This is a genomic window from Streptomyces sp. NPDC001450 (assembly GCF_053597295.1).
On sequence record NZ_JBSFHY010000004.1, the window covers coordinates 186,158 to 209,732 of the forward strand.

Consider the following 23,575-nt stretch of genomic DNA (forward strand, 5'->3'; position numbering starts at 1 on the left):
CCGGTACGGCGGCGGGAATCCACCCGGTCGGCGCAGCACCGGGCCGACCTGTGAAACGCCGACCGGGTTTCTGATAATCGCTCAGTCCGTTTGAGAGTGTGTCGCAGTCGGAGGTCGAACCGGTTTGGTCGTGCGCGGGGGAACGAGTGGTGTGGCGCGCGGGCGGTTGGCGGTGGTGCTGCTGGGCGCCGCCCAGGTACTGGTCGTCTTCGACACGACGGCCTTCGCGATGGCGTTGCCGTTGATTTCGGTCCGGTCGCAGCTGTCCGTCGACGGGCTGACGTGGCTGCTCACCACGTACAGCGTGTGTTTCGCCGCGCTGCCGGTGCTCGCAGTGGCTCTCGGCGAGGCCTTCGGGCAGCGGCGGGTGCTGATGGGCGGGCTCGTACTGTCGAGTGCCGCCGCCGCGGCGTCCGCGGTGACGCAGGACGCCGGGGTGCTGCTGACCTCGCGGGCGGTACAGGGGGTGGCCGCGGCGGCGATCACGGCCGGTGCGGTGGCGCTGATCGAGTCCACGCATCCGGCGGGCCGGGGCCGTGACCGGGCGCTGAGCGTGCACTTCGTGGTGGTCGCGGCCGCGGCACCGGCGGTGGTGCTGCCGTCCGCCGTGCTGCTGACCACCGTGGAGTCGGGCGCGGGGGTCTTCTGGGCCCAGGCCGTCGTCGGTGTACTGCTCCTGCTGCTGGTCCCAGCGGCGCTCACCGAGTCCGCGCCCGGCCCCGAGGCCCGGTCCCGGGTGGGCCGCGCCGCGGCGGCCGTCCTCCCGCTGGGCCTCCTCGCCTGGTTCGCCGACTGGGTCGGGGACCACAGCGTGTCTCCGACCACGATCATGGCAGTCGCGGCGGCCGGGGCACTGACACCGTCCTCGCTGAGCTGGCTCGGCCGGCGTGGGGAGGAGCCGTCCCTGTTCACCCGGCTGTACCGGGAGCGGGCCGCGCTCGGCGCGTACACCGTGGTGGCACTGCTGGCGGCGTGTCTGGCCGGTGCCTCGCTGGTCCTCACGATGGCCCTGCAGATCCTCGGCGGCCTCTCCGTCGAGTCGGTGGGGTGGGCCCTGTTGCCCGGCGTCGCCGGGCTGGCGCTGGGCTGGCTGACCCTGCCCGTGTTCGCGGCACGCGCCGGCCTCGCCGCCACGGTGGCCGTGGCCTGTGGTGTGGCGGCGGCCGGGTTCGTCCTGTTGAGCCGGGAGGGCGGCTCGTACCAGTTCACCGACGTGCTGCTGCCGCTGCTGCTGCTCGCCTACGGCTGCGGTGTGCTCGCCCTGCCGGTGAGCTTCGCACGGTCCGGGAGCGGCGCGCTGCCCCGGGGACTGAACTCCTCCCGACAGCTGGGCGCCGGCCTCGGAGCGTCGCTGTTCGTCGGCGTCTTCACGGTCTCCGAGCAGGGGACGTCCATGACGTACGCCGACCGCAAGGCCTATGAGGCCGTCCTCGCCGGCGCATTCCGGGACTGTTTCGAACTCGGCGCGGCTCTCGCCCTCGCCGCCGCGGCGGTCGCGCTGCTGGCCCTGCCCTGGCGGAGCCTGCGGGCCACCGCCCCGGATCCGGGCGCTAGCGCCGGCGCACCAGCGGGAACGGCAGGGTTTCCCGGATCGTCAGGCCCGTGAGGAACATGACGATCCGGTCGACGCCGATGCCGAGCCCGCCGGTCGGCGGCATCGCGTACTCGAGGGCGTCCAGGAAGTCCTCGTCCAGTTCCATGGCCTCGGGGTCGCCGCCGGCGGCCAGCAGGGACTGTGCGGTGAGCCGGCGCCGCTGTTCGACGGGGTCGGTCAGCTCGGAGTAGGCGGTGCCGAGTTCGGTGCCGAAGGCGACGAGGTCCCAGCGCTCGGCGAGCCGCGGGTCGGTGCGGTGCTGCCGGGTGAGCGGGGAGACCTCGGTCGGGAAGTCCTTGTAGAAGGTGGGCAGCCGGGTGCGTTCCTCGATCAGCCGCTGGTACATCTCCAGGACCACGTCCCCGGGGCCGTCGTCGGCGGTGTACGGCACACCGGTCCGGTCGCACAGCCGGTGCAGCCTGAGCAGTTCGGTGCCGGGGCCGATCTCCTCGTCCAGCACCTCGGACAGCGCCCCGTACACGGTCTTCACCGGCCAGGGTCCCGAGATGTCGTACTCCCGGCCGTCCTTGCGGGCCACCGGGGAGCCGAAGGCGGCGGTGGCGGCGCCCTGGATCAGCTCGCGGGTCAGGTCGAGCATCACGTCGTAGTCGGCGTGCGCCTGGTAGGCCTCCAGCATCGTGAACTCGGGGTTGTGCTTGTAGGAGACGCCCTCGTTGCGGAAGGTGCGGCCCAGCTCGAAGACCTTTTCCAGGCCGCCGACGCACAGCCGCTTCAGATACAGCTCGGGGGCGATGCGCAGGTACAGGTCGAGGTCGTAGGCGTTGATGTGGGTGGTGAAGGGGCGGGCGTTGGCGCCGCCGTGGATCTGCTGCAGCATCGGGGTCTCGACCTCGAGGAAGCCGCGGTCCAGCAGGCCCTGGCGCAGGGCCTGTACGGCGGTGGAGCGGGAGCGGATCACCTGGCGGGCGTCGGGGCTGGTGACCAGGTCGAGGTAGCGGCGGCGGACCCTGGCCTCCGGGTCGGCCAGACCGCGGCGTTTGTCGGGCAGCGGGCGCAGGCACTTGCCGGTCAGCTGCCAGGAGGTGACGAAGACGGTGGGCTCGCCCTTGTCGCTGTGGCCCGCGCGGCCGGTGGCGGTGATGTGGTCGCCGATGTCGGTGTCGGACCGGAAGCGGTCCAGGGCGGCTCCGGAGCGGTCGCGGGTGAGGGCGAGTTGGTGGTCCCCCGACCAGTCGCGCAGGGTGACGAAGACGATGCCGCCGAAGTCGCGGACCAGCATGACGCGGCCGGCCACGGTGACGTCCTGGCCCTGCGGGACGTCGGCGAGGGCGTGGGTGGGGACGGGCACGCCGACCGGGTACGGGTCGGTGCCGGTGGCGCGCAGGCGGTCGAGCGTGCGGTGCCGGACGCGGACCTGGTCGGGCAGGCCCGCGTCCGGGGCGGCGGGCCCGGCCTCGTCCCCTCCTTCGAGGCCGAGCACCGTCAGGGACGGCAGGCCCTCGGTGGTGGCGGGCCGCTGCCCCGTCTTCGGGTGCCCCTTTCCCCAGAGTTTGCGCAGCGACGGCACGGAGACGAATCCCTCGGCGATGCCGGAGGCGAGGCCGATCCGGGCGAGGGAGGCGGTATCGCCGTAGCAGATGAAGCGCGGGTACCACTCCGGCTGGTACTTGGCGTTGGAGCGGTAGAGGGCCTCCAGCTGCCACCAGCGGGAGAAGAACAGCAGGAGGCGGCGCCAGAGTCTGAGGACGGGGCCGGCGCCGATGCGGGCGCCCTCCTCGAAGACGGACCGGAAGACGGCGAAGTTCAGCGAGATCCGGTGCACACCCAGTTTCGGGGCGGCCGCGCACAGTTCGGCGACCATGAACTCCACGACCCCGTTGGGGGCGGCGCGGTCACGGCGCATCAGGTCCAGGGAGACGCCGTCGCGGCCCCAGGGCACGAAGGAGAGCAGCGCGAGGAGCCTGCCGTCGTCACTGAGGGCCTCCACGAGCAGGCAGTCGCCGTCGGCGGGGTCGCCCAGCCGGTCCAGGGCCATGGAGAAACCGCGTTCGGTCTCGGTGTCCCGCCAGGCGTCGGCCTTGTCGACGATCTCCTCCATCTCGTGGTCGGTGAGGGTGGCGTGCCGGCGGATGCGGCAGGTGGCGCCGGTGCGGCGGACGCGGTGCACGGCCTGGCGGGTGACGCGCATGTCCCGGCCGTCCAGGTCGAATCCGGGCACGTGCAGGATGGCCTCGTCGCCGAGTTGGAGGGCGCCGAGTCCGGCGCGGGCGTAGGCGCGGGCGCCGTCCTCGGAGGCGCCCATCACGGCGGGCGCCCAGGCGTGCCGGCGGGCCACGTCCAGCCAGGCCTCGATGGCGTGCGGCCAGGCCTCCGGGTCGCCCACGGGGTCGCCGCTGGCGAGGCACACGCCGGCCTCGACGCGGTAGGTGACGGCGGCCTTGCCGCTGGAGGAGAAGACGACGGCCTTGTCACGGCGGGTGGCGAAGTAGCCGAGCGAGTCCCGGTCGCCGTAGGCCCCGAGCAGGGCCCGGATGCGGGCCTCCTCGTCGCCGTGCAGGGCCGCCTCCAGGCGCTGCGAACGGAACAGCGTGGCGGCCGCGTTCAGCAGGGCGAGCGCGCCGAACAGGCCGAGCAGGAAGGTGACCCTGCGGGGCGGGCGGCCGTCGAAGGCGCTGTTGGACACCAGCCCGCCGCACACCCGGTCGGCCGCCCAGGCCAGGTGCTGGCTCTGCGGGAGGGTGCCCGGGAACAGCACGACCAGGCCCCAGCCGGCCAGGATCGCCACGGTCAGGCCGGCCAGCAGCACGCCGAGGGCCCGCCACACGGCACCGCGGCGGGAGGCGGCGTAGAACTCCTTGCGGACCGTCACCAGCAGGAGCAGCAGCAGGCCGCACAGCACGAGCGACGGCACCGACTCGGTGTACTCGCCGAGGGCCACGCCGAGGACGTCGCCGACGACGACCAGGCCCAGATAGACGACGACCAGCCACCAGGCGACCTTCTTCCGGGCGCCCGTGGCGGCGGCCAGCAGGAACAGGAAGACGGCGTAGGCGAGGTTGGCGCTGATGGGGACCAGGAGCAGGTCGAGGGCGCGGACGACCGGGCGCAGCAGGCGGCGCAGCGGGGCGAAGATCGCGAGCAGGGCGCAGAGCAGGCCGAGCGCGGCGAAGAGCGTGGCGAAGGCCTCGGGCACCCAGCCGAGGCGTCCGGCGGCGGGCGGGCGTATGGGGCCCGTGGCGTCCCTCCGTGCGGCCGGCCCGGCGGTGGCAGTCATGGTTCCGACTGTAGGAAGGCCCGGCGCGGCGCGCCCGTCGAGCGGGGCCGGGCGTCGGCGGGAAGCACTGGTTCCGATAGCCTCGGGATGTGACGGAGCAGCACGAACAGCACGCGCACCGGTTCGAGCGGGGCACGGACGGGCCCAAGGTCGTCGTGGTCGGGGTGGACGGCTCCGACTCCTCGATGCGGGCCGCGGCCTACGCGGGCGGTCTGGCCCGGCGGCAGCACGCGCTGCTGGCGGTGGTGTACGTGCAGCCGGTGCTCGCGGCGGGGGCGGCGCTCGGGGCTCCGGTGGCGGAGACGACCGACGAGATCGCCGAGGACCTGATCGCCCAGATCCGGGAGGCGACGGAGCGCGTCAAGGGGATATTCGACGTGCGCTGGGAGTTCCACACCTTCCGTGGCGACGCCTACAACGGCCTGGTGAAGGCGGCGGACGAGCTGAAGGCGGACGCGGTCGTGGTGGGCGCCTCCGAGCAGGCGGGGCACCGGATCATCGGCTCGGTGGCGGTCCGGCTGGTGAAGGCGGGACGGTGGCCGGTGACGGTCGTGCCGTAGTCGTCTCCATCCGGAGCAGTGGCAGGGTCGCGAGGAGCAGGACGCCGGCCAGGGCGATGGCGGTGCGCGGGCCGGTGAGGCTCGCCAGCATGCCCCACAGGGCGGTCAGAGTGGCCGTGGTGGCCTTGCCGGTGATGGACCAGGCGGACAGGGTGCGGGCGACCCGGTCGTTCGGGGTGTATTCCAGGCGGAGGGTGGCGTACACGGGGTTGTAGACGCCCGAGGAGGTGATCACCCCGAACTCCACGGCCATCACCAGCAGCAGTCCGGGCAGGCCGGGCCCGACGAAGGCCAGCCCGAGGGGCCAGACGGCGCGCAGGGTGCCCGCGGTGCGCAGTACCCGCCGCCGGCCGTAGCGGGCGATAAGCGGGCGGGCCAGCCGGGAGCCGAGGAGTCCGCCGAGGCAGGGCACGGCGAAGGCGAGGCCGTACTGCCAGGGGGCGAAGCCGAGCGGGCCGAGCATGAGGACGGCCAGCGGCGGTACGGCGACCATGATCAGGGCGTTGACCGCGAGGTTGTTGAAGAACAGCGGCCGCAGGGCCTCACTGGTGAGGATGTGCCGCCAGCCGTCGAGCAGGTCGGCGGCCCGCAGGCGCTCCACGCCGGTGCGCTCGGGGCGGGGCTCGCCGCCGCCCACGGCCCGGATGCCCAGCGCCGACAGCAGAAAGCTGACCGCGTTCGCCACGACCGTCGTGACGGGGCCGAACAGGCCGATCGCGGCGCCGCCGAGGGGCGGTCCGAGGACGAGGGCGGTCCAGTTGGTGGACTCGAACCGGGAGTTCGCCGTGAGCAGCCCGTCGGCCGGGACGAGTGTCTTCAGAAAGGCGCCGGAGGCCGCGTTGAAGGTGATGTCGGCCGCCGCGACGATCACCGAAACGAGCAGCAGCTGACCGAGGCCGAGGCCGCCGAGCGCGTAGGCGGCGGGGAGGGTGAGCAGCGCGGCGAACCTGACCAGGTCCATCGCCATCATCACCGGCCGCTTGCGCCGGAACTCCACCCACGGCCCGAGTGGCACCGCCGCCACGGCGCCCACGGCCGGCCCGGTCGCGGCGAGCAGTGCCACCTCGGCCGATCCGGCGTGCAGCACGAGGACCGCGATCACCGAGAACGCGTCGAAGGCGAGACAGGTGCCGATCGCACTCACCGAGTACGCGGCCCACAGCCACCCGAACCGCCGCCCCATGCACACCCTCCCGTTGACTCTGGACATGAAAACGGGCAGATGGCCGCCGAAGCAAACAACTCCCGGACCAGGTGTCACAACCATCGGTTGTACGGTGGCGAAATGGATCTCAAGGCAGTGCGCACCTTCGTCACCGTGGCCGGCTCGGGACAGTTCCAGGAGGCCGCCGCCGTGCTGGCGGTCACCCAGCAGGCCGTCTCCAAGCGGATCGCCGCGCTGGAGAAGGAGCTGGGCGTGCGGCTGTTCACCCGAACCGCCCGGGGCGCCGCCCTGACCGCCGACGGCCAGGCCTTCCTGCCGCACGCCCACGAGCTGCTGCTGGCCGAGGAGCGGGCCGCCGCCGCCGTACGGCCCGGACGGCGCGCTCTGCGGGTCGATGTGGTCGGCCCGCGGCTCGCCCCCGCGGCACTGCTGCGCGGCTTCCACGAGGCGCACCCGGAGGTGGCCCTGGACGTCGTCACGCTCTTCGACGTGGACTCGGCGCTCACCGCCCTGCGATCCGGGACGATCGACGCGTCCTTCCGTGCCGTCACCATGCCCGGACGGCCGCTGCCCAGGGGCGTCGAGGCCGCGCGCGTCCACGACGAACCGATCCAGCTGCTCACCGGCCCGGGACACGCCCTGGCCGGCCTCCGCTCGGTCTCTCCCGGGGAGTTGGCCGGGCACCGGATCTGGATGCCGGGCATCGTGGACGGCACCGAGTGGGCCGCCTACTACGCCTCCCTCGCCGCCGAGTTCGGGCTCACCATCGACTCCTCGGGCCCCAACTTCACCGGGGCGGTGCAGGACGCGGTCGCCGGGGACAGCACCCTGGCGACCCTCGTCAGTGAGCAGACCCGACTGGTCTGGCCGGCCGGCCACGATCTGCGCCGTATCCGGCTGGTCGACCCGACACCCGTCTACCCGCATTCCCTGCTGTGGGTCACCGCCAACCCGCACCCGGCGCTCGCCGCACTGCGCACCCACCTCGCCGACCGGCGCCCCGCCCGGCCGGAGGCCCGCACCTGGACACCGCACTGGACCGAGCCCGCCGCACCCGTGCGTGGCGTCTTCCGTACGCGACTGCCCTGAGCCATCATGATCCGCCGTCAGCCGTTTGCCATCGGCGAAGAGGTGAGGCTCATGGCCAAGCTCCCTATGAGTGAAGGAATTCTCCGCCGCAAACCCATCGAGCACATCGAGGCAACGGAGATCAGCGAGGGCCCCCGGCTGGACCGGTCGCTCGGGCTGTGGCAGCTCACCGCCATCGGCATCGGCGGCATCATCGGCGCGGGCATCTTCACACTGGCCGGCACGGTGGCCCACGAGACCGCCGGGCCCGCGGTGCTGGTGTCGTTCCTCATCGCCGGCGCGGCGAGTGCCTGTGCGGCGCTGTCGTACGCCGAGTTCGCCGGGCTGATCCCGAAGGCGGGGTCGGCGTACACCTACGGCTACGCGGTGCTCGGCGAGTTCCCGGGCTGGTTCATCGGCTGGGACCTGCTGCTGGAGTACACGGCGATCGTGGCCGTCGTCGCCATCGGCATCTCGGGATACTTCGGCTTCCTGGTCGAGGAGATGGGCGCGAACCTGCCGGCCTGGATGCTGGGCGCGCCCGGCACCGGGCACGGGCACCGGGTCGACCTGTTCGCGGCCGCGCTGTGTCTGCTGATCGCCTGGCTGCTCAACATGGGCATCCGTACCGCGGCCCGCTTCGAGACGTTCGTGGTCGCGCTGAAGGTGCTGGTGGTGCTCCTGGTGATCGCGGTGGGCGTGTTCCACATCACCAGCGCGAACTACCGCCCGTTCTTCCCGTTCGGCATCGGCGGGACGTTCACCGGTGCGGCGACCGTGTTCTTCGCGGTGTTCGGCTACGACGCCATGTCGACCGCGGCCGAGGAGTCGAAGGACGCGCAGCGGCACATGCCGAAGGCGATCATCTACTCGCTGGCGATCTCGATGGTGCTGTACGTGGCGGCCTGCCTGGTGCTGACGGGCATGCAGAACTACAAGGAGATCGACCCGGAGAGCGGCTTCTCGTCGGCGTTCAAGTCCGTGGGGCTGGACAAGCTCGCGGACGTGATCGCGGTGGGCGCGATCATCGGCATCCTCACGGTGATGTTCACGTTCATGCTGGGCGTGACCCGGGTCTGGTTCAGCATGAGCCGGGACGGGCTGCTGCCGATCTGGTTCGCCAGGACGCACCCGACGCGGCACGTGCCGACCCGTGTGACGTGGATCGTCGGGGCGGCCTCGGCCGTCATCGCCGGGTTCCTGCCGATCGGCGAGGCGGCCGAGCTGACCAACATCGGCATCCTGCTGGCGTTCGTGGTGGTGTGCACGGCGGTGATCGTGCTGCGCTACCGGCAGCCGGAGCTGCCGCGCACCTTCCGGACCCCGTGGATGCCGTTCGTGCCCGCGCTGGGTGTCGTCTTCTCGATCTGGCTGATCACGTACCTGCAGTGGCAGACCTGGGTGCGGTTCGCGGTGTGGTTCGTGATCGGCTGCGTGGTCTACTTCGGCTACTCCTACCGGCGTTCCGCGCTGGCCCGGACCCGGCCCGGCGAGTGATCACTCCCCCATGACCAGCCCGTCGTCGGCGGCCCCGCGGCTGAGGACGACGTCCCTGATGCGGTCGCGCACCCCCTGCAGCTCGGCGCCGTCGGAGATCGCCTGGTTGAGGTCGAGGACCCGGCCGGCGTCGAGGTCGTACATCTGCGGGATGAACTCGGCCTTGGTGACCCGCCAGCGTTCGCCGGGACGGGCGGGCGGGGCGAAGGTGAAGCGGCCGAGGGTGGAGTCGTTGGCGCGCGAGTCCTGCACGCCCTTGTCGTTGTACATCTCGCCGGCGATCTGGTCGCCCATGCCGTAGACCACCCAGGTGCCGTTGACCTTCTCGTACGCCTGCGGGACGTGGGCGTGGGTGCCGAGGATCAGGTCGATGTCCGGGCGGCCGTTCGTCCTCGAGGCCGTCAGCTCCTGGGCGAGGGTGAGCTGCAGCCGGTCGGGGTCGTCCTGCCACTCGGTGCCCCAGTGCACGGAGACGACGACCACGTCGGCGCCCGCCCGCCGGGCGGCGCGGGCGTCGGCGATCATCCGGTTCCGGTCGATCAGGTTGACGGCCCAGGGCTGTCCGGGCGGCGGCGGGCGGTCGTCGGTGCCGTAGGTGTACGACAGGTGCGCGACCCGGGCCCCGCCCGCCCGGAGCATCGTGACCGAGCGGGCCTCGTCCTGGGTACGTGCGGTTCCGGCGTGCCGGAGGCCGGCCCGGTCCATGGCGTCCAGGGTGCGCAGTATGCCGGGGGCGCCGTCGTCCAGGGCGTGCTCGGAGGCGGTGGAGCAGCCGTCGTAGCCGGTCGCGGCGAGGCCCTGGGCGATCTGCGGCGGGGACTTGAAGACGGGGTAGCCGCTGTAGCCGCCGTCGGCGCCGTACACGGTCCCCATGTGGCACAGCGCCAGATCGGCCCCGCCGACGACGGGCTCGACGCCGGAGAGCATCGGGCGGAAGTCGTAGCCGTCGCCGTCGGCGTCGTAGCCCGCCCGCTCGATGACGGAGGTGTGCGGCAGCACGTCGCCCGAGGCGACGAGGGTGAAGCCGCGGGCGGCGGACGGCGCCGGGCGGCCCGTGCCCGCGGAATCCTGCCGCTCGTGGTTCTGACAGGCGGCAGCGGCGGCGAGGAGGGCGGTCAGGGCCAGCGCCACCTGCTTTCTGCGTCCGATCATCAGCTCACCCCGGGATCGTCATATCTGCAGACGTCGTATTTACAGACAAGGCTTTTACGGGCATATGGGTATGAATCCGGCCCCCCGCGCAAACAGTCCAGGTGCCCGAATTAGCCCATCCGGCGTCGCCCCACGCGTTAGCGGACCACCGCGCGCCCTACCGTTCGCCGACACGATCGACCGTCCGTCGCAGAGCCGTGTGCGCCTCCTGTCCCCCGGCGGCACCCTGCGCTGCCATACGGCCATGACGGCCGGAACCTCACTCACCCACGGGACGACGACCGCCGAGCACGAGCTCGCCGCACTCCAGCGCGAGCACGGCGGTCCCCTGTTCGCGCTGCTGCTCAGGCTGAGCGACGGGGACCGGCAGCGCGCCGAGGACCTCGTGCAGGAGACCCTGCTGCGCGCCTGGCAGCACCCCGAGGCCCTGCACGCCGAGGATTTCGACTCGGTACGGCCCTGGCTGCTGACCGTCGCCCGGCGGCTCGCGATCGACGCGCGGCGGGCCCGGCAGGCGCGGCCGCCCGAGGTCGGCGACGAGGTGCCCGAGAACGCGCGGGTGACCGCCGACCACGCCGAGCGGGCCGCCGCGATGCTCGACGTCCGGGAGGCTGTGAAGACACTCACGCCGGAACACCGTGACGTCCTGATACTCGTGTACTTCCGCGGGGCCAGTGTGGCGGAAGCAGCGCAAACCCTTGGAATTCCACCCGGTACCGTGAAGTCCCGCGCGTACTACGCGCTGCGCGCCCTGCGCCGGGTCCTTCCGGGTTACGCGGCCGACCTGCGGTGAAACCGAAGGCTGGGTCAAACCTCGGTAAAGCGCCTTGCTGCGACCCCCGTTCGGGCCATCAGCTGTCCTCATCCGTGTTCCGGACGGGGACCGCCCGCATCGGGTCCAAGGTCTCGGGCGACACGCACGCACCGGAGGAAGGCAGGAAGGGATGCTGCACAGAGGGCACGAGAGCACGGACGGCACCGGTGGCGGTGAACTGGCCGTCCCCATGGCCTGGTTGTACGCCGAGTACATCGCCGACGAGCTGCTGCGTACCGGCGACCTGATGCCGCCGACGTCCTTCGAGTTCCGGGCCGGCCGGGACGCGCTGGCGCTGACCGTCTTCCTCTCCGACACCGACGGCGAGCTGTCCGGGATCCGGGTGATCTCACAGCTGGAGACCTGGCTGTCGCTGACCGCGTACGACCAGCCGTGGCTGGAGTGGGTGCGCGAGCGCATGGCCCAGCTGGCCGGCGAGGAGGCCGGGGCCGCCGCGCCGTCGCCGGACCTGGCGCTGGCGGCCGAGGCCTGGCGCTGGCTGGAGGAGACCGAGCTGCTCGCGCCCGACCTGGACGCGGTGCCGGGCGGCGGTGCGGTGTTCGGCGAGGACGACGGGCCGAAGGTGTGGACCCCGGCCTGGCGGCTCGGACTGCCCCTCGGGCATCTGGCCATCCACCTGTTCTGAGCCGTCTCGAATTCAGACCAATCCGCGGGCCGGGCGGCTCCGAATCTCTTGGTCACGATTCGGTGTGTGGCTTGAGTGATTCGGTTGTCCGCTGCGTACGGATGGGAGCAAGGAGTAACCCCACCCACACCCATAGGCACGAGGATTCGGCATGAGGTCCCTGGAAAGGCATGGCGACGTCGGCGCGTACGCGCTCGGCGTGCTGGACGAGGCGGAGGCCTTCCGCTTCGAGGACCACCTCATGGAGTGCCCTCAGTGCGCGGCACAGGTGACCGAATTCGGTCCCACGGCACGGCAGTTGATGCTGTACCGCCGCTCCACGCCGCGCTTCGTGCACCCCATGGCCCAGCCCGGTCCTCGACTGCTCGACCGGCTGATGGGCGAACTGGCACACCGGCACCGGGCACGGCGCCGTCGCTTCCTGTACGGTCTGGCCGCCTCGGTGGTGCTGGCCGTGGCCGGGCCGGGCCTCATGGTCTACGCCGGGCACGAGGAACCGTCCGCCCGGGTCACCGCGGCGACCGACCCGAGAACGGGCGTGTGGGCGCAGGTCACCACCGAGGACGGATACTCCGGCAGCCGGATGCGACTGGAGGTGAAGGACGGCTCCGGGCCGCACTCCTGCCGCCTGGTCGTCATCGGCAACGACGGCTCGGAGCAGGTCGTCAGCGGCTGGAACGTGCACACCCACGACTCCGGGACGACCACGACCACGGCGGGCTCCACCCTGCATCCGGACGAGATCGCCCGCTACGAGGTACGCACCGCGGAGGGGCAGCCGCTGGTGTCGCTCGACGTCGGCTGAACACCTCGTTGAAGCGTCAATCACGTTGTGCGGCAACGGATTTGCTGTCGCGCGGCCATGGGCAGAGACTGTAGACGAAGACGCGGAGCCACCGACGGAGCGCTCTGCGCCGCCCCTCAGAGTACGACCGAAGGGGCTGATCCGGTGGAGAACCAACTTCTGATCCGTCTCTCCGAGGAGGGAACGGAACCCGAGCACGTGGCGGAGCTCACCGGCTATCTGCGTGAGGAACTGCTCGCACTCGACGTCGACGACGTCAGGCCGGTCCCCGCCGGAGAGATCCCGCCCGGGGCGCGGGTCGTGGACGCCGCTCTGGCCGGCACCCTGCTGGTGAGCCTGGGCAGCTCCCTCACCGGACTGAGCCAGGTGGCGAACGTGCTCCGTGACTGGCTGGGCCGCAGTCGTGGCCGGAGCACCAACCCGTCACTGGCCCTGACGCTGGACGGGGACACGGTGGAGATCTCGGCGGCGACGGACGAGCAGGTGGAACAGGTGCTGAAGATCTTCGTCGAGAAGCACTCCGCAGTGGGGACCTAGCCATGGGCGAGTCCCGGCATGCGCTGATCATCGCCAACGACGCGTACGAGGACCCGGGTCTCAAGCAGCTCAGAGCGCCCGGGCACGATGCCGACGCCCTCTCCAGGGTCCTGCGCGATCCGCAGATCGGCGACTTCGAGGTGGATGTCCTGAGGAACGCGTCCGCGCAGGACATGCGGGAGTGCATCGAGGGCTTTCTCGCCGACCGCAGCCGAGACGACCAGCTGGTGCTGCATTTCTCCTGCCACGGGGTCAAGAGCGAATCCGGCGAACTGTACTTCGCGGCCAGAAACACGAAGCCCCGGCTGCTCGACGCCACGGGGGTCTCGGCCGATTTCGTACGCCGGTGCATGTCCCGGACACGGGCGGGCTGCACTGTGCTGTTCCTGGACTGCTGCTACGGAGGCGCCTTCTCCCGGGGTGCGTCCGTGCGTGCTTCCGGGGACATCCACGTGCTCGACGCCTTCGCGGGCGAGAAGCCGAGCGGGGGGCGGGGCTGGGCCGTCATCACGGCGTCGAACTCCATGGAGTACGCCTTCGAGGGCGGCGAACTCACCGAGGGCAGCGCCGCGCGGCCGTCGGTGTTCACCCATGCGGTGGTGGAGGGCCTGGAAACCGGTGAGGCCGACCGCAACAAGATCGGTAAGGTCACGCTCGACGACCTGTACCACTACGTCTACGACCATGTGCGGGAGCAGAACCCGAACCAGACCCCGAGCAAGACCGTCGAGATGCAGGGAAGCATGGTGCTGGCACACAGTCGGCACCATCCGATCCCGATCGAGGCCGAACCCGTCCCGCGTGCCGTGCAGGACGCGCTCCGCAGCAGGAACGTCTTCACCCGCCTCGGCGCCGTCGCGGAGGTGCGCTCCCGCATGGCGAGCCCCGTGCTCTCCGTGGCCGAAGGGGCACGCCAGGCTTTGGAGGCCGTGGTCCGCAACGACACCCAGCAGGTCGCCGACGAGGCGCGGCGCGCCTTGGACGACGTCAGCCTCAAGCCCGCCCCGGCCCGTCTGGACTTCGGCCGGGTGCCCCGGGGCGCCGCCGTGCCCCAGCGGACCGTGACGCTGCAGGGCATCCCCCTGGCCCGCCATTGCGCGCCTCACGCCACGGGCAAGTGGCTACGGGTCGAGCAGTCCTCGCAGGGGCTGACCGTCGGTGTCGACACGTCCGCCGAAGGGCGCCTGACCGGCGACATCATGCTGAAGGGTGTCGCAGACGAGGCCGTGGTCCACGTCGAGGCCGAGGTGGTGCCGCCACCGCCCGAGAAGCCGCCCGACCAGAGCCCCACGGGCAGCGAGGGGAAAGAGCCGGGCCTCACACACCGGCCCGGGTCCAGACTCCTGCTCGCCCCCTCATTGGCGGCGGCAGCCCTGGCCCTCGCCGTCACCTCGGTGATCACCTGGGTCGTGGCAGTCGTGGCGACGTGGTACGCCGAGGAAGGTCTCAGGGTAGGACCGGAAGAGACATTCGCGACGTCCGCCCATCACCACGGAGTGATCACAGCCCTCGTCACCGCCCTGATCACCGCGACGGCGGCGCTCGTCCTCGGTGCCTTCGCCCGGCGCGATCTCAGCGCGCGGCGCAAGCGCTACACCCCGGGGGCGAAGAGTGCCACGCGTTCCATGGCCTCGGCGGCGAAGCGCTGCGCGATGCCGGTCTTCGTCCTGACCGTGCTCATGAGCATCGCCTACAACATCGTGACCCAATACCTGTGAACGCGCCGACTACTTCAGCAGCCGCGACATCCTGCGATCGGCCAGCGGCTTCCCACCGGTCTGGCAGGTCGGGCAGTACTGGAGCGAGGAGTCGCTGAAGGACACCTCGCGGACGGTGTCGCCGCAGACCGGGCAGGGCTCCCCGGTACGGCCGTGCACGCGCAGACCGCTCTTCTTCTCCGCCTTCAGCCGGCCCGCGGCAAGGCCCCGGGAGCGTTCGACCGCCTCGGTGAGGGTGGTGCGCAGCGCCGCGTAGAGCCGCTCGGTCTCCTCCGCGGTCAGGGACGCGGCGAGTTTGAACGGGGACATCTTCGCCGCGTGGAGGATCTCGTCGCTGTAGGCGTTGCCCACCCCGGCGATCAGGCTCTGGTCGCGCAGGGCGCCCTTGATCTGGCGCCGTTCGTCCTTCAGCAGGGCGGCGAAGCGGCCCTCGTCGAAGTCGGCGGCGAGCGGGTCCGGGCCGAGGCGGGCCACGCCGGGCACCTCCCGCGGGTCACGGACGATGTACACCGCGAGCTTCTTCTGGGTGCCGGCCTCGGTGAGGTCGAAGCCGGCGCCTGTCTCCAGGGCGGCACGCAGGGCGAGGGGGCCCTTCCCGGGGCGCGGTGGGCCGTCCGGGAGCCGGTCCTTCCACTGCAGCCAGCCCGCGCGGGCCAGGTGGGTGACGAAGTGCAGGCCGGTGCCGCCCTCGATGCCGAGGAACTTCCCGTACCGGTGCACGGCGGTGACCTCGCTGCCCTCGAACGCGCCGACCGGAGGGTCGTACGTCTTCAGGACGCTGATCGCGACGGGCAGCACCCGTACGACCTCGTGGCCGACCAGGTTCTCGGTCAGGAAGTCCTTGAGGGCTTCCACCTCGGGGAGTTCCGGCATAGGTCCAGGGTGCCATCCGGGGCCCCTGTGGTCAGGTGTGCTCGTGCACCAGGAACTCGCACCACACGCACTTGCCGCCGCCACGCGCCTCCACGCCCCACACGTCGGCGATCCGGTCGACGAGGAGCAGTCCGCGGCCGGAGACTCCGTCCTCCCCGGCGTCGCGGCGGCGCGGCAGGGCGCTGGAGGAGTCCTCGACCTCGACGCGGAGCCGGCGGCCGCTGCCTTCGAGGACCCGCAGGGTGACGATCGCGCAGCCCTCGGTGTGCATCAGGGCGTTGGTGATGAGTTCGTCGGCGATCAGCTCGATCTCGTCGGCCCGGTCCCGGGCGCCCCAGGAGCGGACCGCGGCGCCGATCATGTGCCGGGCCTGGGTGAGGGCCTCGGGGTCGCCGGGTGCCACGTGCTGCTGGAGCCGGCCGCCGGGCCGCGGGGCCTCCGGGACGCGACGGCGCAGCAGGAGCAGGGCCACGTCGTCGTCACCGCCCCGTTCCTCGGCCACCTCGATCAGCCGGGTGGCGAGGTCGCGCACCTCGTCCGGGCCCTTGGCGATGAGGGTCGTGAGAGCCTCCAGCCCGTCGTCCAGGTCGGAGCCGGGTTGCTCGACCAGCCCGTCGGTGAACAGCAGCAGGGTGTGGCCGGGGTCGAGTTCGAGGGTGGCGACGGGGTACTCAAGGCGGCCGAACTCCGCAGAGAGCCCAAGCGGCAGCCCGCCCTCGACCGGGATCCGGTGGCAGCTGCCGTCGGCGTGCCGGACCAGCGGGTCGATGTGCCCGGCACGGACCACCTGGACGACCCCGGTGGACAGGTCGGCCTCCGCGTACAGGCAGGTGGCGAAGCGGTCGGTGTCGAGTTCGTGCAGGAACACGGAGGCGCGGGCCATCACGGTGGCCGGGGTGTGTCCCTCGGCGGCGTAGGCGCGCAGCACGATCCGCAGCTGGCCCATCACGGCCGCCGCGTGCGTGTCGTGACCCTGTACGTCGCCGATGACCGCGCCGACCCGGCCGCCGGGCAGCGGGATCAGGTCGTACCAGTCGCCGCCGATGTCCCGGCCCAGGGTGCCGCCGACGGTGGCGGCGCGGTAGCGGACGGCGACGTCGGCGCCGCGGACGCTCGGGATGGTGCGGGGCAGCATCGCCTGCTGGAGGCCCTGGGCGAGGTCCTTCTCCTGCTCGTAGAGCATGGCCCGCTGCAGGCTCTGCGCGATGCTGCTGCCGAGGGCGACGAGCACGTTGCGCTCCTCGGGCGAGAAGCCGCTGCGGTCGTTGTAGAGCAGGCCCATCGCGCCGATCGGGCGGGCCTGGGCGATCAGCGGCAGATAGGCGGCGGAGCTGATGTGCATGTCCGTGATGTGCGGCCACAGGATGGGAAAGCGCTCGGAGAACTCCTCCGCCGACTCGATGAAGCAGGGGCTGAGGGTCCGCACCGCCTCGCCCATCGGGTAGGGCTCGTCTATCCGGGTGATGCGGGTGCCGGGCACATAGGTGCCCGCGGGACCCTCGGCGACCAGCCGGATGCGGCCGGCCTCGACCAGGCCGAGGACCAGGCTGGTGGAGCCGAGCAGGGTCAGGCCCTGGGCGTCCGTGACGACGTCGATGACGTCCTGGACGGTGCGGGCGTGGGCGAGGGCGGCCGTGGCGATCTGGACGACGTTCGTCTGGGCGCGCCGGGCGGCGGCGTGCGCGGCCGCGCCCTTGCGGACCACGCTTTCGCTCAGCTCGTCGGTGGCGTCCCGGACGATCCCGATGATCCGGCGCGGGCGGCCCGTCTCGTCGCGCCGAATGTAGCCCTGGGTGTGGGTCCAGCGCAGGGTGCCGTCGCGGCGCCGGACGCGGAAGTACGCGCCGTAGTTCTCCCGGCCGTCCTTGATGGCCTGGGCCACCAGGAGGTCGAGGCGGTGGCCCTCCGCAGCGGGCACCCGGATCGACAGGTGCTCGGGGTGGCCGTCGTACTCGTCGGGGCGCAGGTCGAAGATCTCGTGCGCCTGGGCGTCCATGCTGAACAGACCGGCATCCAGGTCCCAGTCGAAGCTGCCCATACGGTTGAGCGCCAGGATCGGATCCGGGTGGGCGGGCCAGTCCTGCGGGAGTGACAGGGCACTCGCTGCCCGATCAGCCATGGGGCCACCTTGCCAGGATTCGTCCGATTCTTCGACCGCTGGGTCTCAGCTGCGGCGGTTACGCACACGAAGATGCGCGGTACCTGGAGTGACGAGCACCGCTGGGGCACCATCGTCGCGGCGGCTCACAATGGAGGCAGGAGCGCACCGCCGTGGACTGGTTCACCGCACCCGACTACTGGCTGAGCCGGCTGGTCTTCCAGCGGGCCCTGGCCGGTATGTACCTCGTCGCGTTCCTGACGGCCGCCCTGCAGTTCCGGGCCCTGCTCGGCGAGCGCGGCATGCTGCCGATCCCCCGCTACACGGCGCGGATCCCCTTCAGACGGGCCCCGAGCCTGTTCCATCTGCACTACTCGGACCGTTTCTTCGCGGCGTGTGCCTGGGCGGGCTGCGCGGTGTCGGCGGCCCTGCTGGCCGGCGCGGACTCGCTGCTGCCGCTGTGGGGCGGCATCCTGCTGTGGCTGGTGCCGTGGGCGCTGTACCTGTCGATCGTCAACGTCGGCCAGACCTGGTACGCGTTCGGCTGGGAGTCGCTGCTGCTGGAGGTCGGCTTCCTGGCCGCCTTCCTCGGCAACGACGAGGTCGCGCCACCTATCGTCGTCCTGTTCCTGCTGCGCTGGATCCTGTTCCGGGTCGAGTTCGGCGCCGGGCTGATCAAGCTCCGGGGTGACGCGTGCTGGCGGAAGCTGACGTGCCTGTACTACCACCACGAGACGCAGCCGATGCCGGGCCCGCTGAGCTGGTTCTTCCACCACCTGCCGAAGCCGCTGCACCGGGTGGAGGTCGCCGCGAACCACTTCACCCAGCTGGTCGTGCCCGTTCTGCTGTTCACCCCCCAGCCGATCGCATCGGCCGCCGCCGCGCTGATGATCGTCACCCAGCTGTGGCTGGTGCTGTCGGGCAACTTCTCCTGGCTGAACTGGATCACCATCGTCGTGGCCCTGTCCGTGCTGCGGCTGCCGGGCACGGCACCGTCCGTGCCCTCGGCGCCGCTCTGGTACGAGATCGTGGTGCTCGCGGTCGCCGCGCTGCTGGTCTGCCTGAGCTACCACCCGGTGACGAACATGATCTCCCGGCGCCAGGTCATGAACCGCTCCTTCGACCCGCTGCACCTGGTGAACACCTACGGCGCGTTCGGCAGCGTCAGCCGGATCCGTCACGAGGTGGTGGTCGAGGGCACGCTGGACGACATGCCGCGGGAGGACTCGGACTGGCGGGAGTACGAGTTCAAGGGCAAGCCCGGCGACCCCCGGCACTGGCCACGCCAGTTCGCGCCCTACCATCTGCGCCTGGACTGGCTGATGTGGTTCGCCGCGCTGTCCCCCGCCTACGCCGGCGATTGGTTCGGCGGCCTGGTGGAGCGACTGCTGGAGAACGACCGCGACGCCCTGAAGCTCCTGCGCCGCTCCCCCTTCCCGCCGGACACCCCGCCCCGCTTCATCCGCGCCCGCCTGTTCCGTTACCGGTACACGACCTGGCGGGAGCTGCGGGAGACGGGGGCGTGCTGGGAGCGGGTGTACGTGCGGGAGTGGCTGCCGCCGACGCGGCTGGCCCGGATGGCTCAGAGGTCGTAGACCCGGGCGGCGGTGCCCTCGTACAGGGCGGTGCGCTCGGCCGCGCTGAGACCTGATGTCAACTCCTGTGCCGCGTCGACGACTTGTGCGTAGGTGGCCGCCAGTGTGCACACCGGCCAGTCGGAGCCGAACATGAGGCGGTCGGGGCCGAAGGCCTCCAAAGCGGTGTCCGCGTACGGGCGCAGGTCGTCGGTCGTCCAGGAGGCGGGGTCGGCCTCCGTGACCAGGCCGGAGAGTTTGGCGACGGTGTTGGGGAGGGCGGCCAGGGCACGCAGAGCCGTGACCCAGGGTTCGCGTTCTCCCGCGGCGATGGGCGGCTTGCCCAAGTGGTCAAGGACGAACGTGAGTCGAGGCAGGCTTGCGGCCGCCTCGGCGCAGGCCGGGAGCTGATGGGGCAGGACCACGAGGTCGTAGATCAGACCCGCTTCGGCCACGGTGGTCAGGCCGCGCTGTACGTCGGCCCGCAGCAGCCACTGCGGGTCGGGTTCGGCCTGGACCTGGTGGCGGATGCCCTTCAGGAAAGGGCCGCCGGGGAGTTCACGCAGGCGGGCCAGTTCGTCCGCGAGGTCGGGGCGGGTGAGGTCGGTCCAGCCGACCACGCCCGCGACGAGGTCGTGTCCGGCCGCCAGGGCCAGGAGCTCGGGGGTCTCCTCTGGCACGGTGACCGTCTGGACGAGGACGGTGCGGTCCACTCCGGCCGCCCGCGCCTCGGGCTCCAGGTCGGCGAGGGTGAAGTTCTTTCTCAGCCGCTGGAGTTCGGGGCCTTGGATCCACTCCTGGTCGCGAACCGACAGGTCCCAGACGTGGTGGTGGGCGTCGACGGTCACGGCAGCTCCCAGACGACGGGCAGACCGGCGTCCGCGCCGCCCTGCGCGTAGTCGTGCACGACGTCGAGCAGCTCGGCCATACGGGCCTGCCAGGCGACGTTGACCGGCAGCTGTTCGAGCGCGGCGAGGAGGTGGCCGTAGTCCTCGCACTCCAGGAGGTGGAAGAGCTCGGTGCCACTGCGCCAGATGGTCCAGGAGGTGGCACCGGCGGCGCGGATGGCGTCGGTGAGTTCCTTCGGGACCTCCCGGTGGGCCGCCTCGTAGTCGTCGATGCGGTGGGCGCGGACCTTGGTGTGCAGGGCGACTCTCATGACGGCTCCTCGGGTGGCAGCAGAGCGGTGTCGCGCAGTTCCTGCCAGAAGGCGCCCGGCACGGGGGCGGCGAACTGATCGGCACAGTCGTGCACTTCGGCCGCGGAGCGGGCTCCGGTGAGGACGCTCGCGACGGCCGGATGCGCGGCGCAGAAGGCCAGGGCGGCGGCGCGCAGGGTGATGCCGTGACGGTCGGCGACCGCCTTCAGGTGGAGGGCGCGGTCCAGCAGCTCCTTCGGCGCGCGGGTGTAGTTGTACGTCGATTCCGGCGTCGGGTCCGCCAGCAGGCCCGAGTTGAAGGCGCCGCCGATGACGACCGACACCCCCCGCGACGCGGCCTCGGGCAGCAGCTCGGCCGCCGCGCTCTGGTCGAGCAGGGTGTACCGGCCCGCGCAGAGCACCACGTCCACGTCCGTGTCGCGGACGAACCGGGTGAGCATCTCCGCCTGGTTCATGCCCGCGCCGATCGCGCCGACGACGCCCTCCGAGCGAAGCTTCTCCAGTGCGGGGTAGCCCTCGCGGAAGGCCTGCTCGGCGTGGTCGTCGGGGTCGTGGAGGTGGACGACGTCCACCCGGTCGAGGCCGAGCCGGTCCAGGCTCGCCTCCAGGGTGCGGCGGATGCCGCCGGCGCTGAAGTCCCAGACGCGGCGGTGGTCGGTGGGGACGGCGAAGCCGCTCGCCAGGTCGTCTCCGGTCCCGTCGGCGGGTTCGAGGCGGCGGCCGACCTTCGTGGAGACCGTGTACGCGGCGCGGTCGTACGCCCGCAGGGCCGCGCCCAGGCGCCGTTCGGACAGGCCGAGGCCGTAGTGGGGCGCGGTGTCGAAGTACCGGATGCCCCGCTCCCAGGCGGCCCGTACGGCCTCGTGCGCCTGCTCGTCGTCCATCGGGGTGTACAGGTTGCCGATCCCGGCGGCGCCGAAGCCCAGCGGGCTGACCTCGACGCCGCTGCGGCCCAGGCGGTTCACCGGCCCGCCGGGCGCAGCCTGAGGCCCTGCATGCCGCCGTCGACGGCGAGGGCGGTGCCGGTGGTGGCGCCGGAGAGGGGGCTGGCCAGGTAGGCGATGGCGCCCGCGACCTCGGCCGCCGAGACGAGACGGCCGGTGGGCTGGCGGGCCTCCAGGGCGGCTCGTTCGGCGGCGGGGTCGGGGGCCGCGTCCAGCAGCCGGCCGACCCACGGGGTGTCCGCCGTACCGGGGTTGACGCAGTTGACGCGGATGCCCTCGCGGACGTGGTCGGCGGCCATGGCCAGGGTCAGGGAGTGGACGGCGCCTTTGGTGGCGCTGTAGAGGGCGCGCTGCGGCAGGCCCGCGGTGGCGGCGATGGAGCAGGTGTTGACGATCGCCGCGTGCCGGGACCGGCGCAGATGCGGGAGGGCGGCGCGGGCGGCGCGGACCATACCGAGGACGTTGACGTCGAAGACGCGCCGCCACTCCTCGTCGTCGTTGTCCTCGACGGTGCCCTGGGCGCCGATGCCGGCGTTGTTGACCAGGACGTCGAGCCCGCCGAGGGTCTCGGCGGCCTGCTCGACGGCGGTACGCACCGAGGTGTCGTCGGTGACGTCCGCCCGGTAGGCGAGGAGGGGCTTGTCCACCGACGACGGGTCCAGGTCGAGTACGGCCACCTGGGCGCCGCGTTCGGCGAGGAGGTCGGCGGTGGCCCGGCCGATCCCGGAGGCGCCGCCGGTGACCAGGGCCGTGAGGCCCTCGAAGTCGCTCATGCCGCCTGTCCCTTCTGCGTGTCGGGGTCGGCGGCCCAGAAGGTGCCGCCGGGATAGGTGTACCGCGCGATGGACTCCGGTCGCATGGCCGCCGAGAAGCCGGGCGTGGTGGGGGCCGTGTAGTGGCCGTCGCGGATCACCACGGGGGTGAGGAAGTGCTCGTGGAGGTGGTCGACGTACTCGATGACCCGGTCCTCGGTGGTGCCGGAGACCGCCAGGTAGTCGAACATCGACAGGTGCTGGACGAGTTCGCACAGGCCGACCCCGCCGGCGTGCGGGCAGACGGGGACGCCGAACTTGGCGGCGAGCAGCAGGATGGCGAGGTTCTCGTTGACCCCGCCGACGCGGGCCGCGTCGATCTGCACGATGTCGAGGGCGCGGGCCTGGAGCATCTGCTTGAACACGATGCGGTTGTGGACGTGTTCGCCGGTCGCGACCTTGACAGGTGTCACCGCGCGGCGGATGGCCGCGTGGCCGAGGACGTCGTCGGGGCTGGTGGGCTCCTCGATCCAGTACGGGTCGAACTCGGCGAGCGCCTTGGCCCAGACGATCGCCTCGTCCACGTTCCAGCGCTGGTTGGCGTCGACGGCGAGGCGGACGTCCGGTCCGACGACGGCGCGGGCGACCCGGCAGCGCCGGACGTCGTCCGCCAGGTCGGCACCCACCTTGAGCTTGATCTGCCGGAAGCCGTCGGCGACGGCCTGGGCGGCGAGCCGGGTGAGCTTGTCGTCGTCGTAGCCGAGCCAGCCGGGAGAGGTCGTGTAGGCGGGGAAGCCGCGCTCCAGCAGCCGGGCCCGGCGGTCCATGGCGCCCTCCCTGCCGCGGCTGAGCAGGTCGAGGGCCTCCTCGGGGGTGAGGGCGTCGGTGATGTAGCGGAAGTCGATCTGGCGGACCAGCCACTCCGGTTCGGCGTCGGCGAGCAGCTGCCACAGCGGCTTGCCGGCCCGACGGGCGGCGAGGTCCCAGACGGCGTTGACGACGGCCCCGATCGCCATGTGCATCACGCCCTTCTCGGGGCCGAGCCAGCGCAGTTGGCTGTCGGCGATCAGGTCCCGGAAGAGCGAGCCGGGGTCGGCGCAGACCTCCTCGACCGGGCGGCCGAGCACATGGCCCCGCAGCGCGTCGATCGCGGCGACCTGGACGTCGTTGCCCCGCCCGATGGTGAAGGTGAACCCGTGCCCCTCGTGCCCGTCGGCGGCGTCCGTGCGCAGGACGACGTAGGCCGCCGAGTAGTCGGGGTCCGGGTTCATCGCGTCGGAGCCGTCCAGCTCGCGCGAGGTGGGGAAGCGGATGTCGTGGGTGTTGACCGCGGTGATGCGGGCGGGGGCCTCGGACACTGAAGTCCTTTCGGTCAGAGGACGGT

20 protein-coding genes are annotated in these 23,575 nt (G+C 71.9%); 10 read left to right on the forward strand and 10 right to left on the reverse strand.

The features are described from left to right. Positions 1–151: 151 nt before the first annotated feature. Positions 152–1,606, forward strand: a complete 1,455-nt coding sequence (locus ACWC5O_RS05855) for an MFS transporter (protein ID WP_450582599.1) — start codon at positions 152–154, stop codon at positions 1,604–1,606. On the opposite strand, the gene lysX is transcribed toward ACWC5O_RS05855, so the two are convergent. After that, positions 1,551–4,829, reverse strand: a complete 3,279-nt coding sequence (lysX, locus tag ACWC5O_RS05860; RefSeq protein WP_450582601.1) for a bifunctional lysylphosphatidylglycerol synthetase/lysine--tRNA ligase LysX — start codon at positions 4,827–4,829, stop codon at positions 1,551–1,553. The two genes, ACWC5O_RS05855 and lysX, sit on opposite strands and share 56 nt — an antisense overlap. An 89-nt stretch (positions 4,830–4,918) precedes the next feature. On the opposite strand from lysX, the gene ACWC5O_RS05865 reads away from it, so the two are divergent. After that, positions 4,919–5,389 (forward strand): universal stress protein, encoded by a 471-nt coding sequence (locus ACWC5O_RS05865; protein WP_450582603.1) that lies wholly within the window; start codon positions 4,919–4,921, stop codon positions 5,387–5,389. On the opposite strand, the gene ACWC5O_RS05870 is transcribed toward ACWC5O_RS05865, so the two are convergent. Then, complete coding sequence (locus ACWC5O_RS05870) at positions 5,325–6,572, reverse strand: MFS transporter (RefSeq protein WP_450582605.1); 1,248 nt, start codon at positions 6,570–6,572, stop codon at positions 5,325–5,327. The two genes, ACWC5O_RS05865 and ACWC5O_RS05870, sit on opposite strands and share 65 nt — an antisense overlap. Positions 6,573–6,674: 102 nt before the next feature. On the opposite strand from ACWC5O_RS05870, the gene ACWC5O_RS05875 reads away from it, so the two are divergent. Both ACWC5O_RS05875 and ACWC5O_RS05880 read left to right on the forward strand, forming a co-directional pair. Next, positions 6,675–7,643 (forward strand): LysR family transcriptional regulator, encoded by a 969-nt coding sequence (locus ACWC5O_RS05875; protein WP_450582607.1) that lies wholly within the window; start codon positions 6,675–6,677, stop codon positions 7,641–7,643. Positions 7,644–7,694: 51 nt separating this feature from the next. Next, entirely contained in the window at positions 7,695–9,119 is a 1,425-nt protein-coding gene (locus ACWC5O_RS05880; RefSeq protein WP_450582609.1) for an amino acid permease, read from the forward strand. Here the strand turns inward: ACWC5O_RS05880 and ACWC5O_RS05885 are convergent, their stop codons facing one another. After that, entirely contained in the window at positions 9,120–10,271 is a 1,152-nt protein-coding gene (locus tag ACWC5O_RS05885) for a CapA family protein (RefSeq protein WP_450582610.1), read from the reverse strand. Between the two features lie 244 nt (positions 10,272–10,515). On the opposite strand from ACWC5O_RS05885, the gene ACWC5O_RS05890 reads away from it, so the two are divergent. The 5 genes from ACWC5O_RS05890 to ACWC5O_RS05910 all read left to right on the forward strand — a co-directional run bounded on the left by ACWC5O_RS05890 (position 10,516) and on the right by ACWC5O_RS05910 (position 14,791). Then, complete coding sequence (locus tag ACWC5O_RS05890) at positions 10,516–11,064, forward strand: sigma-70 family RNA polymerase sigma factor (protein ID WP_393470994.1); 549 nt, start codon at positions 10,516–10,518, stop codon at positions 11,062–11,064. 151 nt (positions 11,065–11,215) lie between these two features. Continuing rightward, positions 11,216–11,731, forward strand: coding sequence for a hypothetical protein (locus tag ACWC5O_RS05895; protein WP_450582612.1), 516 nt, complete (start codon positions 11,216–11,218; stop codon positions 11,729–11,731). Between the two features lie 151 nt (positions 11,732–11,882). Next, positions 11,883–12,536 carry a zf-HC2 domain-containing protein gene (locus ACWC5O_RS05900; RefSeq protein ID WP_450582613.1) on the forward strand — a complete coding sequence of 218 codons (654 nt, stop codon included), beginning with the start codon at positions 11,883–11,885 and terminating at the stop codon, positions 12,534–12,536. Positions 12,537–12,680: 144 nt separating this feature from the next. After that, complete coding sequence (locus ACWC5O_RS05905) at positions 12,681–13,073, forward strand: hypothetical protein (protein ID WP_450582615.1); 393 nt, start codon at positions 12,681–12,683, stop codon at positions 13,071–13,073. Positions 13,074–13,075: 2 nt separating this feature from the next. After that, positions 13,076–14,791: a caspase family protein gene (locus ACWC5O_RS05910; RefSeq protein ID WP_450582617.1), complete on the forward strand. Its 1,716-nt coding sequence runs from the start codon at positions 13,076–13,078 to the stop codon at positions 14,789–14,791. Between the two features lie 9 nt (positions 14,792–14,800). Here ACWC5O_RS05910 and ACWC5O_RS05915 read toward each other — a convergent pair whose 3' ends face one another. Together ACWC5O_RS05915 and ACWC5O_RS05920 are read right to left on the reverse strand one after the other, a co-directional pair. Then, positions 14,801–15,664 carry an Fpg/Nei family DNA glycosylase gene (locus ACWC5O_RS05915; RefSeq protein WP_450582619.1) on the reverse strand — a complete coding sequence of 288 codons (864 nt, stop codon included), beginning with the start codon at positions 15,662–15,664 and terminating at the stop codon, positions 14,801–14,803. A 31-nt stretch (positions 15,665–15,695) separates the two neighbouring features. Then, complete coding sequence (locus tag ACWC5O_RS05920) at positions 15,696–17,783, reverse strand: SpoIIE family protein phosphatase (protein ID WP_450582621.1); 2,088 nt, start codon at positions 17,781–17,783, stop codon at positions 15,696–15,698. 152 nt (positions 17,784–17,935) lie between these two features. On the opposite strand from ACWC5O_RS05920, the gene ACWC5O_RS05925 reads away from it, so the two are divergent. Further along, a complete protein-coding gene (locus tag ACWC5O_RS05925) occupies positions 17,936–19,357 on the forward strand; it encodes a lipase maturation factor family protein (RefSeq protein WP_450582623.1) in 1,422 nt (473 codons plus the stop codon). Here the strand turns inward: ACWC5O_RS05925 and ACWC5O_RS05930 are convergent. From ACWC5O_RS05930 to ACWC5O_RS05950, 5 genes are read right to left on the reverse strand one after another with little or no spacing between them, the layout of a single operon-like run. Next, a complete protein-coding gene (locus ACWC5O_RS05930) occupies positions 19,345–20,184 on the reverse strand; it encodes an amidohydrolase family protein (RefSeq protein ID WP_450582625.1) in 840 nt (279 codons plus the stop codon). The genes ACWC5O_RS05925 and ACWC5O_RS05930 overlap by 13 nt on opposite strands. Beyond that, entirely contained in the window at positions 20,181–20,495 is a 315-nt protein-coding gene (locus ACWC5O_RS05935) for an L-rhamnose mutarotase (protein ID WP_450582626.1), read from the reverse strand. Before ACWC5O_RS05935 ends, ACWC5O_RS05930 begins: the two co-directional genes overlap by 4 nt. Next, on the reverse strand, positions 20,492–21,460 hold the full coding sequence (locus ACWC5O_RS05940) for an aldo/keto reductase (RefSeq protein ID WP_450582628.1): 969 nt from the start codon (positions 21,458–21,460) through the stop codon (positions 20,492–20,494). Before ACWC5O_RS05940 ends, ACWC5O_RS05935 begins: the two co-directional genes overlap by 4 nt. Next, positions 21,457–22,212, reverse strand: a complete 756-nt coding sequence (locus ACWC5O_RS05945) for an SDR family NAD(P)-dependent oxidoreductase (RefSeq protein ID WP_450582629.1) — start codon at positions 22,210–22,212, stop codon at positions 21,457–21,459. The genes ACWC5O_RS05940 and ACWC5O_RS05945 overlap by 4 nt, the downstream gene beginning before the upstream one ends. Next, entirely contained in the window at positions 22,209–23,549 is a 1,341-nt protein-coding gene (locus ACWC5O_RS05950) for an L-fuconate dehydratase (RefSeq protein ID WP_450582630.1), read from the reverse strand. Before ACWC5O_RS05950 ends, ACWC5O_RS05945 begins: the two co-directional genes overlap by 4 nt. Positions 23,550–23,575 lie beyond the last annotated feature (26 nt).